General features: G+C 67.3%; 11 protein-coding genes. 1 reads left to right on the forward strand and 10 read right to left on the reverse strand.

The features are described 5' to 3' along the window. Window positions 1–11 precede the first annotated feature (11 nt). From ACSFBF_RS28780 to ACSFBF_RS28815, 8 genes are all read right to left on the reverse strand, one after another. Complete coding sequence (locus tag ACSFBF_RS28780; RefSeq protein WP_435472960.1) at window positions 12–1964, reverse strand: acyl-CoA synthetase; 1953 nt, start codon at window positions 1962–1964, stop codon at window positions 12–14. 42 nt (window positions 1965–2006) lie between these two features. Next, window positions 2007–2999: a Bug family tripartite tricarboxylate transporter substrate binding protein gene (locus ACSFBF_RS28785; protein WP_435472962.1), complete on the reverse strand. Its 993-nt coding sequence runs from the start codon at window positions 2997–2999 to the stop codon at window positions 2007–2009. Window positions 3000–3038: 39 nt separating this feature from the next. Then, window positions 3039–4247 (reverse strand): CaiB/BaiF CoA transferase family protein, encoded by a 1209-nt coding sequence (locus ACSFBF_RS28790; protein WP_435472964.1) that lies wholly within the window; start codon window positions 4245–4247, stop codon window positions 3039–3041. Window positions 4248–4317: 70 nt separating this feature from the next. Further along, window positions 4318–5130, reverse strand: coding sequence for an oxepin-CoA hydrolase, alternative type (locus ACSFBF_RS28795; RefSeq protein ID WP_435472966.1), 813 nt, complete (start codon window positions 5128–5130; stop codon window positions 4318–4320). Next, complete coding sequence (locus tag ACSFBF_RS28800) at window positions 5127–6269, reverse strand: acyl-CoA dehydrogenase family protein (protein WP_435472968.1); 1143 nt, start codon at window positions 6267–6269, stop codon at window positions 5127–5129. Before ACSFBF_RS28800 ends, ACSFBF_RS28795 begins: the two co-directional genes overlap by 4 nt. A gap of 12 nt (window positions 6270–6281) precedes the next feature. After that, entirely contained in the window at window positions 6282–7499 is a 1218-nt protein-coding gene (locus tag ACSFBF_RS28805; protein ID WP_435472970.1) for an acyl-CoA dehydrogenase family protein, read from the reverse strand. A gap of 10 nt (window positions 7500–7509) precedes the next feature. Beyond that, window positions 7510–8700, reverse strand: a complete 1191-nt coding sequence (locus tag ACSFBF_RS28810) for an acetyl-CoA C-acyltransferase (RefSeq protein ID WP_435472972.1) — start codon at window positions 8698–8700, stop codon at window positions 7510–7512. Between the two features lie 39 nt (window positions 8701–8739). Next, the gene (locus tag ACSFBF_RS28815; RefSeq protein ID WP_435472974.1) at window positions 8740–10875 is read right to left on the reverse strand and encodes a 3-hydroxyacyl-CoA dehydrogenase NAD-binding domain-containing protein; all 2136 of its coding nucleotides are present in this window, start codon (window positions 10873–10875) and stop codon (window positions 8740–8742) included. Window positions 10876–11015: 140 nt separating this feature from the next. Between ACSFBF_RS28815 and ACSFBF_RS28820 the strand changes: the two genes are divergently transcribed. Further along, window positions 11016–11909 carry a LysR family transcriptional regulator gene (locus tag ACSFBF_RS28820; RefSeq protein WP_435472975.1) on the forward strand — a complete coding sequence of 298 codons (894 nt, stop codon included), beginning with the start codon at window positions 11016–11018 and terminating at the stop codon, window positions 11907–11909. 28 nt (window positions 11910–11937) lie between these two features. Here ACSFBF_RS28820 and ACSFBF_RS28825 read toward each other — a convergent pair whose 3' ends face one another. Together ACSFBF_RS28825 and ACSFBF_RS28830 are read right to left on the reverse strand one after the other, a co-directional pair. Further along, complete coding sequence (locus tag ACSFBF_RS28825) at window positions 11938–13287, reverse strand: Kelch repeat-containing protein (protein WP_435472977.1); 1350 nt, start codon at window positions 13285–13287, stop codon at window positions 11938–11940. A 238-nt stretch (window positions 13288–13525) separates the two neighbouring features. Further along, complete coding sequence (locus ACSFBF_RS28830; RefSeq protein ID WP_435472979.1) at window positions 13526–15028, reverse strand: sensor domain-containing diguanylate cyclase; 1503 nt, start codon at window positions 15026–15028, stop codon at window positions 13526–13528. Window positions 15029–15096: the final 68 nt, after the last annotated feature.

Below are 15096 nucleotides of genomic sequence, written 5' to 3' on the forward strand. Positions count from 1 at the left end.
TTCGAAAAGGGTCACTGCGCCGCGATGCGCGTCTTGAAGGGCAGCGGCTCCAGCGTCTTCTGCAGCTGCTCCTGCAGTGCAGCGGCCAGCGCGCCCACTGCCGCGTTGTCGATCAGCACGCGCACGAGGCTTTCGCCTTCGGTCTTCACGACGGGCCGCGCTGCATCGGACACGCCGAGCGACACGCACACTTCCGCGACTGTCGCGCTCACCACCTGGCGCGCGGCCATCGCGCGCAGCTCGGGCTTGTAGATCTTCCCGACGTTGGTCATCGGCATGGTCTCGATCACCGACACCCACTTGGGCCTGGCGGGAGCTTCGTCAACGCGCTCGGCGGTGAAGGCCAGCAGCTCCTGTTCCGTCGCCGAGGCGCCGGGCACCAGCGTCGCGAAGATCACGGGCAGTTCGCCCGCATAGGCATCGGGCGCCCCCACGGCGGCGCAGAGCTGCACGGCCGGGTGCGCGCCCAGCGCGTCCTCGATGGTCTTCGGGTCGATGTTGTGGCCGCTGCGGATGATCAGGTCCTTCGAGCGGCCCGTGAGGTTGAGCCGCTCTTCACTGTCGATCCAGCCCAGGTCGCCGGTCGCGAGCCAGCCGTCGGCCGTGAAGGCCTTGGCGTTGTCGGCCGGGTCCACGAAGCCCGAGAACACGTTGGGCGACTTGAACAGCACCATGCCCTGTTCGCCGGGCGCCACTTCGCGGTCGCTGGCATTGCCGTTCTCGTCGAGCGCCACCACGCGCATCTGCATGTACGGCAGGCGAAAGCCCACGCAGCCCGCGGGCCCGTCCACGCCCGGCGGCGTGATGGTCGAGATGCCGGCCATCTCTGTCATGCCCAGGCTCTCGTGCACGTGCAGGCCGAACAGGCGCTCGAAGCGAGCGGCCAGCTCGGGCGCGAGCACGGCGGCGCCGGTGCGGCAGTAGGTGATCGATGAAATGTCCGCGCCGTCCAACGGCACGTTGGCCAGCGCGGCGAGCACGGTGGGCACGGCCGACAGCGAGGTCGGGCGGTACTTCGCCACCAGCTTCCAGTAGTTGGCCAGCACCTCCTTGTTGCGCAGCAGCGAGGGCGTGGGAATGATCACTTCCACGCCCGCCGACAGCGACGAGAGCGAGGCCGGCAGCACGCCCGCCACGTGGAACAGCGGATAGCCGTTGATGGAGATGCCGTTCTCGTTCATGCCCGCGACCTGCACGCTGGCCCAGGCCGTGAACACCTGCGCACCGTGGCTGTGGCGCGCGAGCTTCGGCGCGCCCGTGGTGCCGCCCGTGTGGAAGTAGGCGGCGATGTCGGCGGGTGCGATATCGCGGCCGCTCACGAGGCGGTCGTCGGGTTGCGCGGCGCGCAGCACGTCGAACTCGGCGACTCCTTCGGGCAGCTTGCCGGCGGCGCCGGGCGCCTCGTCGTGCGGTGCCACGCGCAACACAGTGGTCAGCGTCGGCACCTGGCCGCGCAGGCGCATCGCCTTCGACCACATGCCCGATTCGCTGTCCGAGCCGTAGGCGATCAGCACCTTGGCGCGGCCCGCGGTCATCAGCGCGACCAGCTTCTCGTCGGTGAGCAGCGGGTTCAGCGGCTGCACGATGCCGGCCGCCTCGCCGCCCCACAGCGCGAGGTGGTACTCCAGGCAACCAGGAAGGAGCACCGCCACCGCGTCGCCCGGCCCCACGCCCAGCGTGTGCAGCATGTTCGCGGTCTGGTGGATGCGCGCGAGCAGTTCGGCGTACGACCAGCGGATGGGCTCGTCGGCCGGATTGCCGGTGCGCAGGAAGGTCAGCGCGGTCTTGCCGCCGAAGGCATGGCCCGCGTTGCGGAAGATCTCGTAGGTGCTGCGCACCGTGAGCGCCTGCTCCAGCGGCGTTTCTTCGAGCTTGCGGATGTCGGCGAGGCTGCGGACGGGAAGGGCGGGGCGGAACGGCGCGCCGACCGGGGTGCTGTAGTTGTTGTCGTGCCTGTCTGTCATGTCTTGTCTCCTTGGTGTTGTCGCCCTGCCGGCCCGGTTGTTTTACTGGTTCGTGATGTGGTTGTCTCGAATGACCTTGCCCCAGCGCTCGAAGTCCTCGCGCATGCGAACGCCCGTCTGCTCGGGCGTGCGGTAGGCCGAGAAGGTGCCGACGCTCTGGAGCTTGTCCTGCACTTCCTTGTCGGCCAGCGCGGTCTTCAGCTCTGCGCTCATGCGGTCGATCACGTCCTTCGGTGTGCCAGCCGGCGCCAGCAGGCCGCCCCACGAGGTCGCGTCGAAGCCCGGGAAGCCTTGCTCGGCCACCGTCTTCACGTCGGGCAGCAGGCTCACGCGCTGGCCGGAGCCGACCGCGATGGCGCGCAGCTTGCCGGCCTTGATGTGCGGCAGCACGCCCACCAGGTCAGAGAACATCGCGGGCACCTGGCCGCCGATCAGGTCGGTCACGGCCGGTGCGCTGCCGCGGTAGGGCACGTGCTGCATGTCGAACTTGCCGATGTTCTTCAGCTGCTCGGTCGTCAGGTGGCCGAAGCTGCCGGCGCCCGCGCTCGTGTAGTTGAGCTTGCCGCCTTCGGCCTTGGCCTTGGCGATCAGGCCCTGCACGCCGGTCACGTCGGGCAGCGACTTGGGGTTGACCACCAGCACGATCGGCAGGTCATACACCGAACCCACGGGCGTGAAGTTCTTGAAGATGTCGTAGCCCGTGGGGCCGTACAGGTGCGAGGCCAGCAGCGTGGGCGTGGCCAGCATCACGAAGGTGTAGCCGTCGGCCGGCGCGCGCGCTGCCGCGGCGGCGCCCACGGTGCCCGATGCGCCGCTGCGGTTGTCGATCACGATGTTCTGCTTGAGCGCGAGCGACATCTTCTGCGCCACGATGCGCGAGGCCACGTCGGTCGGGCCGCCGGGCGGGAAGGGCACGATCAGCGTGATCGGCTTGGCGGGCCAGGCCTGTGCGAAGGCGGTGCCGGCCACCAGGGGCAGGGCGAGTGCGAGAAGGGCGCGGCGAACGGGACTGCGAAGGGAAGAAAGGGATGCCATTGGGTTTGTCTACTTTGGAAATGCGGGCGCCTGTCTTCTTCAGACGACGCCACTCGTTTTAAGCGCGGCCAGCTTTTCATCCGACAGGCCGAGCAGGGACTGCAGCACGTCGTGCGTGCCTTCGCCCAGCGTGGGCGGCGCGCTGCGTACGGGCAGGCGCTCGCCATCGAAACGGTAGGGCGGCGCCAGCACGTTGACCGTGCCGGCCACCGGGTGCGGCTGCGTGGTGACCAGGCCGGCATCGGTCGCGCGCTTCGATTGCAGCGCTTCCAGCAGGCCCAGCACCTCGCCGCACGGAATGCCCGAGGCGGTGAGCTTCGCAAGCAGGTCGGCGCGCTGGCGCTTCGCCAGTTCGGCGTGCAGCTCGGGCAGCAGCACCGCGCGGTTCGCCGAACGCAGGATGTTGGTCTTGAAGCGCTCGTCGGCCGCGAGATCGGGCCGCTCGATCACGTCGGTGCAGAAGCGCGCGAACTGCGCGTTGTTGCCCACCGTGATGACCAGCGGGCCATCGGCCGCATCGAACACGCCGTAGGGCACGATCGACGGGTGCGAGTTGCCATAGCGTGGCGGGTCTTCGCCCATCAGCAGTGCTTCGAGGCCGTAGTAGGCGGTGATCATCAGGCCGCAGTCGAACAGCGCCATCTCCACATGCCGGCCCTTGCCGGTCTTCTCGCGCTGGTACAGCGCCGCCAGGATGGCTTGTGCCGAATACATGCCGGTGAACAGGTCGACGGCGGCCACGCCGAACTTCAGCGGCGGCTGGTTTGCTTCGCCGTTGAGCGCCATCAGGCCGGCCTCGCCCTGCACCACGAGGTCATAACCCGGGCGCGCGGCTTCGGGGCCGGTGCGGTCGTAGCCCGAAATCGAGCAGTAGATGAGCCCCGGATGCTCCTTGCTGAGCTGTTCATAGCCGAGGCCCAGCTTGTCGATGCCGCCGAACTTGAAATTCTGGATCACCACGTCGCACTGCTTGGCGAGGTCGCGCGCGATCTGCTGGCCTTCGGGCGTCTGCAGGTCGAGCGTGACCGAGCGCTTGTTGCGGTTCACGCTGTTGAAATAGGCGGTCTCGGTTTTGCCCACGCGCAAGCCCCAGTCGCGCGTGTCGTCGCCGCGGCCCGGGTGCTCCACCTTGATGACCTCCGCACCCATGTCGGCCAGCACCATGCCGCACCAGGGGCCCGCGAGGATGCGGGACAGATCGAGGACGCGCACGCCGGCAAGCGGCAGCGAGGAATTCAGCGAAGACATGGCAGCTCCAGAAAAACGAAAAACCTCTGCACCTGCGTGCAAGAGGTTGGAGGGGTGAGCACGGCGCGTGTCAGGACGCGTCCTGCTTCTGGCGGCGCAGTGCGACGAAGTCGGCCTTGCGCTTGCCGAGGAACGCGCCGATGCCTTCGGCTGCTTCGGCGTCCGCCTGCGACTCGACCATGAATACGGCTTCGGCGTCGAGCTGTTCTTCCAGCGTGGCGCGGTGCGCCTGGCGGCACAGCGTCTTGATGCGGGCGCTCGCGCGCTGCGGGCCGCTGGCCACCTTGGCTGCGAGCGCGATGGCTTCGGCCAGCGCGGCGCCCTTGTCGGTGAGGCGGTTGACCGCGCCCAGCGCGTGCAGTCGCTCGGCCGGCATGCGGTCGCCGGTGAGGCACATCTCGGTGAGCACCTGGCGCGAGACGAACTCCGACAGGAAGGCCGTGGCGCCGCCGTCTGGCGTGAGGCCGACCTTGACGTAGGCCACGGTGAAGAAGGCGTCGCGCGCCGACACCAGCATGTCGCAGGCCAGCGCCATCGACAGGCCCGCACCGGCTGCACCGCCTTCGACGGCCGCGATCACGGGCTTGCCGCAATCGCGGATAGCGCGGATCAGGTCGTGCAGGCCTTCGAGCTTTTCGCGGCGTTCCGAGGCAGGCAGCTCGCGGCGCTTGGCCAGCAGGTTGAGGTCGCCGCCAGAGCAGAAGAAATCGCCCGCGCCGGTGAAGACGATGGCGCCCACTTCGGGGTCGTTCTGTGCGTCGGCGAGCGCGGCCGAGAGTTCGGCGTACAGCGTCGGCGTGATCGCGTTGCGTGCGCCGGGGTTGCTGTTGGTGAGGATGCGGACCGCACCCTCCTGCGAGATCAACACCGTCTTGTCTGTCATGCCACGACCTCCTTGCCGAGCGCGATGTAGCGCTGCAGATGGTGGTCTTCGTCGCCCAGCTGGTGGTCGATCATCACGAGGCGCTTGGCATAGTGGGGCATCGGCAGCTCCCACGTCATGCCGATGCCGCCGTGCATCTGAATGCTTTCTTCCGCCACCAGCGCACCGATGCGGCCGATGCTGAACTTGGCGGCCGATAGCGCGCGCTCGCGCGCCAGGCGCTCGTCGGTGTCGATGGCGGCTGCGGCGTTGATGACGGCCGAGCGGGCCTGTTCGATTTCGAGCAGCAGGTCGGCCATGCGGTGCTGCAGCGCCTGGAAGCTGCCGATGAGAATGCCGAACTGCTTGCGCGTGCGCAGGTATTCCAGCGTCGCGGTCTTGGCGGCTTCCATCGCGCCCAGTGCTTCGGCGCACAGCGCGAGCACGCCGCGGCCGATGGCGCGTTCCAGCGTGGCGTAGCCCTGGCCTTCGGTGCCCAGCAGCGCATCGGCGCCCAGCTTCACGCCGTCGAATGCGAGTTCGGCGACACGGCCACCGTCGATGGCGGGGCAGCCGCGCACCGTGAGGCCGGCAGTCTTCGCGGGCACGAGGAACAGCGAGATGCCGGCTTCGTCGTCCACCTTGCCCGAGGTGCGGGCCGAGACCAGGAACAGGTCTGCCTGCTCGCCTTGCGGCACGACGGCCTTGGCGCCGTGGAGCACCCAGCCGTCGCCATTGCGCTCGGCCTTGGTCTGCACGCGCGTGCGCTCGTAGTGCGTGTCTGCTTCGTCGTGCGCAAAGGCCGCAACGGTCACGCCATTGATGATGTCGCCGATCTTTTCCTTCTGCGCGTCGGTGCCGGCGGCGCTGATTGCCTCGCCGACCATCACGGCGCCCAGCAGCGGTTCGATCACGAGGCCGCGGCCCAGTGCCTCGAAGACCACGGCGATGTCGAAACCGCCGCCGCCGAAGCCGCCGTCGGCCTCGCTGAACAGCGCGCCGATCACGCCCAGTTCGGCGAACTGCTGGAAGATTTCCTTGCTGAATCCGTGCTCCGACTTCGCGATGCGGTCGCGCGCGTCGAAGGCGTACTGCTCGCTGATGAAGCGGTTCAGGCTGTCGGCGAGCATGCGCCGGTCTTCGGTGTGTTCGAAGTTCATTGCATGTCTCCTTTACAGGCCCAGGATCATCTTGCTGATGATGTTCTTCTGGATTTCATTCGAGCCGCCGAAGATCGACAGCTTGCGGTTGTTGAAGTAGCGCGAGGCGGCGGCCGATGCGTAGTCGGGGCCGAAGGTCTCGCCCCCGTTCTCGGTATAGCCGTCCTTCAGCGCTTCGGCGATGAAGGGGCGGCCATAGACGCCCATCGCGCGGCGGGCCAGCGAAGAGATTTCCTGGCGGATCTCGGTGCCGCGAATCTTCAGCATCGAGCTTTCCGCGCCGGGCACGCCGCCGCCGGCTACCGCCGCGATCACGCGCAGGTTGGTGGTCTTCATGTTCTCCAGGTCGATCTCGACGCGCGCCATGCGTGCGGCGAAGGCCGGGTCGTCGGCCAGCGGCTTGCCGTTCTTCGTCTGCGTGGCCGCAATGCCCTTCAACTGTTCGAGCGCGGCCACCGAGAAGCCCACGCCCGCGATGTTGGTGCGCTCGTAGGTCAGCAGGTACTTGGCGCAGGTCCAGCCCTTGTTCTCTTCACCCACGAGGTTTTCGGCCGGCACGCGCACGTCGGAGAAGAACACTTCGTTCACTTCATGCTCGCCGTCGAGCGTGATGATCGGGCGCACTTCCACGCCGGGCGAATTCATGTCGATCAGCAGGAAGCTGATGCCTTCCTGCTTCTTCGCCTCGCGGTTGGTGCGCACCAGGCAGAAGATCATGTTGGCGTGCTGGCCCAGCGTGGTCCAGGTCTTCTGGCCGTTCACGATGTAGTGATCGCCCTGCGCGTCGATGCCGCGCACGGCCGATGTCTTCACCGCTGCCAGGTCGGAGCCCGCGCCGGGTTCCGAGTAGCCCTGGCACCACCAGTCGGCACCGTTCAGGATGCGCGGCAGCCAGTAGCTCTTCTGTGCCTCGTTGCCGTACTTGATGAGCACAGGGCCGAGCATGTTCACGCCGAAGGGCACGATGCGCGGCGCAAAGGCCAGCGCGCATTCGTTCTCGAAGATGAACTTCTCGACCGCCGTCCAGCCCGGGCCGCCGTACTGCTCGGGCCAGTGGTTGGCCAGCCAGCCGCGCTCGTTGAGGATGGCGTGCCATTCCTGCATGTCGGCCTTCTCGAGGATCTTGCCGCTGCGCACTTTCTCCGACAGCCGCACGGGCAGCTTTGCTGCAAGGAAGGCGTACACATCGCTGCGGAAGGCTTCTTCTTCGGGGGTGAAGTTCAGGTCCATCGCAGGCTCCTCAATAGATTTCGAACAGGCCGGCCGCGCCCATGCCGCCAGCGATGCACATCGTGACCACGGCGTACTTCGCGCCGCGGCGCTTGCCTTCGATGAGCACATGGCCCGTGAGGCGCGCGCCGGTCATGCCGAAGGGGTGGCCGATGGAGATCGCGCCGCCGTTCACGTTGAGCAGCTCCGACGGAATGCCCAGCTTGTCCTGGCAGTAGATCGACTGCGAGGCGAAGGCTTCGTTGAGTTCCCACAGGCCGATGTCTTGCACCTTGAGGCCGTGGCGCGCGAGCAGCTTGGGCACCGCGAAGACCGGGCCGATGCCCATTTCGTCGGGCTCGCAGCCAGCGACTGCCAGGCCGCGGAAGGCGCCCAGCGGCTTGATGTTGGCGCGCTCGGCGTCCTTCGCTTCCATCAGCACGCAGGCCGATGCGCCGTCCGACAGCTGCGAGGCGTTGCCTGCGGTCACGAACTTGTCCTCGCCCATCACCGGCTTCAGCTTGGCGAGCGCCTCGTAGGTGGTGCCGCGACGGTTGCAGTTGTCTTCGGTGGCGGTGACTTCGCGGTAGCTGACTTCCTTCGTGTCCTTGTCGGTCACGGCCATCGTGGTGGTGCAGGCGACGATCTCGTCCTTGTAGCGGCCGGCGAGCTGCGCTTCTTCTGTCCTGCGCTGGCTCTCGGCCGAGAAGCGGTCCTGCGCTTCGCGGCTGATGTTGTAGCGCTTGGCCACGATGTCGGCGGTCTCGATCATCGCCATGTACAGCGCGGGCTTGTGCTCGACGATCCACGGGTCCATGCCGCTGTCGCCACTGTCGGTGGCGCTGCGCGAGCGGATCTGCGAGATGCTTTCAACGCCGCCAGCGATCATGGCCGGCGCGCCGTCCACCACAATGCGGCCCGCGGCCATCGCAATCGCCTGCAGGCCCGAGGCGCAGAAGCGGTTCACCGTGGTGCCGGCAATGCTGATCGGCAGGCCCGCGCGGATGATGGCCTGGCGCGCGATGTTGCGGCCAGTGGTGCCTTCGGGATAGCCGCAGCCGAGGATCGCATCCTCGATCAGCGCCGCATCGAGGCCCGAGCGCTCGACCGCAGCCTTCACCGCGAAGGCCGCCAGCGTGGGGCCGGGGGTGATGTTGAATTCGCCGCGGTGCGCCTTGGTGAGCGGGGTGCGGGCGGTGGAAACGATGACGGCTTCACGCATGGGAATGTCTCCTGGACGGCTGACTGAGGTGGACTCTGATTACTCGGATTGATTGAGGCTGGCGAAATCGGCGCCTTGCGCGACCAGTTCGACCAGCAGCGGCGAGGGCTTCCAGAAGATCGGGTCTTCCTTCGCAAACTCGCGGATGTCGGCGAGCACCTTGGGCAGGCCCACGGTGTCGGCGTACTTCATCGGGCCGCCGCGGTGGCGCGGGAAGCCGTAGCCGTAGAGGAAGGTCACGTCCACGTCGAGCGGGCGCAGCGCGATGCGCTGGAGCACGACATTGGCGCCCTCGTTGATCATCGCGGCCATGTAGCGACGGATGATTTCTTCTTCGGTGAAGGTGCGCGGCTTGATGCCGGCGCGTTCGCGCTCGGCGTCGATGATGGCCAGCACTTCGGGGTCGGGCTGGCCGGTGCGCGCGCCTTCGGGGTACAGGTAGTAGCCGCGCTGCGTCTTCTGGCCGAACCAGCCGCGCTCGCAGATGCGGTCGGCCACTTGCACGTAGCGCGCCTGCGGGTCGCGCGTGGCGGCCTTGCGCTTGCGCGTGGCCCAGCCGATGTCGCCGCCGGCCAGGTCGGACACCTGGAACGGGCCCATCGGGTAGCCGAAGTTGCGCACCGCCTCGTCGATCTGATATGGCGAGGCGCCGTCTTCCATCATGTGGTCGGCGGCTTGGCGATACACCGCGAGGATGCGGTTGCCGATGAAGCCGTCGCACACGCCGGCGCGCACCGGCACCTTCTTGAGCTTCTTCGCGAGTTCGAAGCCGGTGGCGACCACGTCGGCGCTCACCTTGGCGGGCACCACGATCTCCAGCAGCTTCATGATGTTGGCGGGCGAGAAGAAGTGCAGGCCCACCACGTCCTGCGGACGCGAGATGCTGGCGGCGATCTGGTCGATGTCGAGGTACGAGGTGTTGGTGGCGATCACGGCGCCGCGCTTGCACACGCGGTCGAGCTCGGCGAACACGGCCTTCTTGACGCCCATTTCCTCGAACACGGCTTCGACCACGATGTCGACGTTGGCGAGCGCCTCGTAGTTCGTGGAGCCCGAGAAGCGCGCCATGACGGCGGTCTTGGCCTCGGGCGTCATGCGGCCCTTCTTGATGAGGCCGTCGTACACCTTCTCCACGTTGGCGCGGCCGCGCGCGAGCTGGGTGTCGTCGCGCTCGATCATGGTCACGGGCATGCCCGCGTCGAGCATCGCCACCGCGATGCCCGCACCCATGGTGCCGCCGCCGATGATGCCGGCCGACTCCAGCGCACGCGGCTTCGCGCTCTTGGTTTCGGGCGCCTTCAGCACTTCGCGCTCGGCGAAGAAGGCGTGGATCAGGCCAGCACGCTGCGGGCTGTCGATGCACTGCATGAACAGCTTGCGCTCCAGCGCCATGCCTTCATCGAAGGGCAGCGTGAGCGCGCCTTCGACGGCTTCGATGATCTTCATCGGCGAGAACAGGCCGCGGCTCTTCTTCGCGGTGTCGGCGCGCGCGGCCTCGAGGGCGGCGCGGCTGGCTTCCTTGTCGGCCAGCGCGCCGGCTTCGCGCGTGCGGCGCACCGGGGCCTTGGCGGCGATCAGCTCCTGCGCGTAGGCGAGACCTTCGGCCAGCGCGTCGGCATCGGTGCCGAGACGGTCGACGAGGCCGAGCGACAGCGCTTCCTTCGCGCCCGCATGGCGGCCGCTGAGCATCAGTTCGAGCGCGGGCTTCACGCCGATGAGGCGCGGCGCGCGCTGCGTGCCGCCCGAGCCGGGCAAGAGGCCCAGTGCCACTTCGGGCAGGCCCAGCTTGGCGGTGGGCGAGGCGAGGCGGTAGTGCGCCGACAGCGCCACTTCAAGCCCGCCGCCGAGCGCGGCACCGTGAATCGCGGCGACCACCGGCTTCGTGCTGTTCTCGATCTTCAGGCACGCCTCGGGCAGCGACGGCGGTTGCGGCGTCTTGCCGAACTCGCGGATGTCCGCGCCGGCGATGAAGTTGCGGCCCGCGCCGACGATCAGCACCGCCGCGGCGCCGCTGTCGGCCTCGGCCGCGTCGATGGCGGCCACGAGGCCGCGGCGCACATCCACGCCCAGGGCGTTGACGGGCGGGTTGTCGATGGTCACCACGAACACGTCGCCTCGACGCTGGAAGGTGACGGGACCGTTGGACGTGGAGGGGCTGGGAGTTGTGGTGGCCATGTGCTTGCTTGTCTCTTGCGTTGCGAACCGTGCGGTTCGAGGCTCTGGGGGTGAACCCAGCATTCTTGGCCCGCTGCGCCGCTTTGACAATTGCATAGGCGGTTGACAGACTGTCAAAGAATTTTTGACACAATCGGCCCATGGACCTCCAGTCGCTCACTTTGTTGGTGGAAATTCTTGACGCCGGCAACCTGAGCGCGGCGGCCCGCCGGCTCAAGATGAGCCGCGCCAACGTCAGCTACCACCTGAACCAGCTGGAGCGCTCGGTCGGCGCGCAGCTGGTGCGGCGCACCACCCGGCGCGCCGAGCCGACCGAAATCGGCCTGCGGCTTTACCAGCACGGCGTCGCCATCCAGGGCGAATTGCTGGCGGCGCGCGAATCGGTAACGACGCTGGGGCAGGGCTTGCAGGGCCGCGTGCGCCTGAGCGTGCCCAGCGGCTACGGCCAGTTGGTGATGGCCGACTGGCTCATCGACTTCAAGCGCCAGTACCCCGGCATCGTGCTCGACGTGGTGTTCGAGAACCGCATCGAGGACCTGCTGCGCGACGAAGTCGACATCGCGATCCGCGTGATTCCCGAGCCGCCGCAGAACCTCGTGGCGCGCGAGATGGGGCCGGTGCGCTATGTGGCGTGTGCCTCAACCGACTACGCGGCGAAGAACCCGCTGCCGGTGCAGCTCGACGCGCTGCAGGGCGCGCCGGTGGTCACCGCTGCCGTCATCGGGCGGCAGTTGCGCGTGTCGGCCTACCAGGGCGAGACGCGGCGCGAGGTGATCCTGGAGCCGACGCTTATTTCAGAGAACTTCCTGTTCCTGCGCCAGGCCATCCTCGCGGGGTTGGGCATCGGGCTCGTGCCTGATTACGTGGTGCAGGAAGACGTGCGCCGCGGCGACGTCGTGACCACGCTCGACGATTGGCGCCTGAGCATCTTCGGCACGCAGATGTTCATGCTCTACATGCCGAACCGCCAGCACACGCGGGCGATCCGGACGTTCATCGATTTCATTCTGGAGCGGGTGCGGGTGCCGGAGTGAACCGAAGACGCCGGCACCCGCATCGTGCTCAGGGCACGGTCCGGTAGGTGGTCCGCTGCGACGAGCCCTGGCCCGTGGTCACGACCAGGCGGCTGTTGATCGCAGCCATGCCCGGGGCGTCGCCCATGGTCGTGAGCCGGCTGCGCTCGAGCTGCCAGTTGGCCAGGTCGGTGGTCGACACGGCGCTCTTGCCCGAGCCGTTGTCGGAGAAGGTGCTGGTCGGACTGATGAAGAGCCGGCCATTGAGCACCGCGCATTGCGTGCTGCCCTTGGGGAAGGTCGAAGGGAAGCCGCTGGCCATGGTGAAGGTGGCACCGTCGGCGGACGTGGCCACCTGGTCCCCGACCAGCAGCAGCGAACCCTGCCAGTTCAGCGCGCAGGTCGGATTTCCGAGGGCCGCGGGCAGGCCCTGCGACACCTGCGTCCAGTTGACGCCATCGTTGTCGGACCTCCACACGTTGCGCACGTCGCCGGCCGTGGTGCGGCCTGCCACCACATAAAGCGCATTGCCGACCTTGGCCATCACATGGTTCGCGCGGCCGGGGAATTCGGCTGCGGCTGTCTTCTGCGACCAATCGGTGCCGTCGAATTTCCAGACCTGGTTCTGGTAGGCGCTGGAGCCGGACAACTGCCCGCCACTCAGGTAGATCGCGCTGTCATCGCTTGCGAGAGCGAAACCTTTGGTCAACGGCGTCGGTACCTGGGCAGTGGTCACCTTGGTCCAGGTGCTGCCGATGTCGCCGGAGGTCCAGGTCTCCATCACGTTGGTGTAGAAGCCGGCCGTCACCACGAAGGGAGCGCCGCCGCGGTAGCTGAGCGCGAAGTTGTCGAGGAAGCCGGGCGTTGTCTGCGCCGCTTCCCAGCCCGAGTAGTGCAGCGAAGCCGGATCGATCACCGTGAACTTGTAGGGCAACTGCCACGGCGAGCCCTCGACGGGCTGCGAGCACACCAGCGGGTTGGCGTCGTAGCACACGCGCACTTCGAAGTTGCCCGTGTGAACACCGGGAGCCAGCGCCGGGTTGGTGTTCATGGTGGCCGTGTACTGCAGGCCGGCACTCGAGATCTTGATGTTGGTCGTGATCACGCCCTTGGGCTCGATGATGCCGACGTACACGGGCGCCGAAATGACCTTGGTCGACGTCGCGACGACGGAGAAAGTCTTGGGCGTATTGGGGAACAGCGTGAGCTCGACCGGCGACGGATTGAACGTCAGCCATGCACCGGCCGGATTGGAGGGCGGCGGCGTGCCACCGGTCGGAGGAGGGGTTACCAGCCCGGGGAATCCTCCGCCCCCACCACCTCCGCCTCCACCGCCGCACGAAGCGATCAGACAGGACAGAACGAGCACGCCCAGCGAGGCGGCATAGCGCTTCTTCATTTGTGTCTACCTAGCAAGATTGATCCATACCGGACGCCGGTCACAGACCAACCTCCTCCCTTGCTGCCCCAACACGCTCATCCGCTCTTCCTTTTTTTGCGTGGAAGAAGCGGACCCCGTGCACCCCCTCAGATGCCCGGGACCGACGGCCCATCGATGAACGACGACCGCGCTACATGCTGATACAGCGCGGGAATCCTAATCAGCCGTCAGGGGAAAAACAAGAGTCGAAGCCCCACTACGCCGAGTGCTCCCGGCTCCCCGTCACGCTCTCGTAATACCGTGACTTGTCCACATACATCGCCCGGTCCGCCCGCTGCAGCGCAACCTCCAGCGATTCGTCTCCATGGCAGGTCGCGAGCCCGATGGCCAGGCTCAGGGCATGGCCGCTTTGCCCCGCGTGGAACTGGTTGTTCATTTCGAGCAGCGTGAGGATGCGCTCGCGCATTGCCTCGGCACCGCGCTCGTCGGTCATCGGCAGCAGCACCGCGAATTCGTCGCCGCCGATGCGCGCGGGCCAGGCCGGCGGGTCGACGGCCTTGTCGAGCACCTCGCCCATGCGGCGCAACAGCGAGTCGCCGGCGGCATGGCCTTCCTGGTCGTTGATCTGCTTCAGGCCGTTGAGGTCGATGGCCACGATCGACACCGGCCAGGGGCCCTTGCGCGACAGGCGGTTGAGCTCCTCGGTGTAGTAGGTGCGGTTGCACAGCTGCGTGAGCACGTCGTGCTTGCCGAGGTACTCCAGATAGGCCTCGGCCTTCTTGCGCGCGGTGATGTCCACCAGCGACACCAGCACCAGGTCCCAGGTGCCCTGCCGGTCTTCCTGCACCGCGAACTGCATGTGGATGTTCAGCACTTCGCCCGACAGCGAGTAGTTGAGCACCTCGCGGTGCTGCACGGTCTTGCCGTTCCACAGGTCTTGCAGCTGCTCAGCGAACGATTCGCGCATCTCGTCGCGGAAGATGCGCGAGATGCTGCCCAGCAGCGTGGGCAGGTCGGGCGCGCCGAACATGCGCAGCGTTTCGTGGTTCACGTCGATGACGCGAATCTCCTGCATGCAGCGCGCAACGAAGTCGGGGTGCACCTTGATAAAGGTGGCGAAGTCGGTGATGCCGCGCGCGCGGATGCTCTCGAGCAGCGAGCGCACCGCGCTGAAGTCTTCCACCCACAGAGACACTGGCGAGCGGTCGAACAGGCTGCGCGCATACATGGCGCTCTCGTCGCGCAGGCGCTGCGCGGCCACGCGCTCGGTAACGTCGTCGAGCGACACCAGCACACGGCTCCAGCTGTCTTCATACCCGGGCAGCACGCGGGCGCGCACGCGCACGTCGAGCCGCCGGCCGTCGAGGGCGTAGTTGACGGTCTCGCTCTCGAAGGTGAGCTGGCCGTGCCACAGCTGGTCGAGCTCGTGCACCACGGTGGCCGACATGTCGCCGCGGAACACGCGGTCGAGCGCGCCCAGCAGGGTCTCCTGGCTGTCAGCGGCAAAGAGTTTCAGTGTGTGCTGGTTGACCCGCAGTACTTTCAGCAGCGCCATGCAGTCGCTCACCCGCTGCGGGTCTGCATGCAGGTGTGCCACCAGGTTGGTAACGCCCTCGGCGCGCCAGCCGTCGAGCTTGCGCTTGAGGTCGCCGTAGTCTTCGATCCAGAGCGAGACGGGCGCCAGGTCGAACATGGCGTCGAGGTCGCCGACGGACGGCGGAACCGAAGAAGGGTCGGAAGCGGCTGCGGGCTGGGCCATCGATGAAGCTTTCGAAGAAGCGGCTGCAGCCATGGCTGACGAATGCCGGCGAACTGAAGTCTTAATTA

This window comes from Variovorax nivicola, from assembly GCF_051216475.1.
GTDB lineage: Bacteria > Pseudomonadota > Gammaproteobacteria > Burkholderiales > Burkholderiaceae_C > Variovorax.

Bases quoted from the DNA above. Each gene is read 5' to 3' on its own strand.
- ACSFBF_RS28780 (WP_435472960.1), bottom strand. From the start codon at position 1,964: ATGACAGACAGGCACGACAACAACTACAGCACCCCGGTCGGCGCGCCG.
- ACSFBF_RS28785 (WP_435472962.1), bottom strand. From the start codon at position 2,999: ATGGCATCCCTTTCTTCCCTTCGCAGTCCCGTTCGCCGCGCCCTTCTC.
- ACSFBF_RS28790 (WP_435472964.1), bottom strand. From the start codon at position 4,247: ATGTCTTCGCTGAATTCCTCGCTGCCGCTTGCCGGCGTGCGCGTCCTC.
- ACSFBF_RS28795 (WP_435472966.1), bottom strand. From the start codon at position 5,130: ATGACAGACAAGACGGTGTTGATCTCGCAGGAGGGTGCGGTCCGCATC.
- ACSFBF_RS28800 (WP_435472968.1), bottom strand. From the start codon at position 6,269: ATGAACTTCGAACACACCGAAGACCGGCGCATGCTCGCCGACAGCCTG.
- ACSFBF_RS28805 (WP_435472970.1), bottom strand. From the start codon at position 7,499: ATGGACCTGAACTTCACCCCCGAAGAAGAAGCCTTCCGCAGCGATGTG.
- ACSFBF_RS28810 (WP_435472972.1), bottom strand. From the start codon at position 8,700: ATGCGTGAAGCCGTCATCGTTTCCACCGCCCGCACCCCGCTCACCAAG.
- ACSFBF_RS28815 (WP_435472974.1), bottom strand. From the start codon at position 10,875: ATGGCCACCACAACTCCCAGCCCCTCCACGTCCAACGGTCCCGTCACC.
- ACSFBF_RS28820 (WP_435472975.1), top strand. From the start codon at position 11,016: ATGGACCTCCAGTCGCTCACTTTGTTGGTGGAAATTCTTGACGCCGGC.
- ACSFBF_RS28825 (WP_435472977.1), bottom strand. From the start codon at position 13,287: ATGAAGAAGCGCTATGCCGCCTCGCTGGGCGTGCTCGTTCTGTCCTGT.
- ACSFBF_RS28830 (WP_435472979.1), bottom strand. From the start codon at position 15,028: ATGGCCCAGCCCGCAGCCGCTTCCGACCCTTCTTCGGTTCCGCCGTCC.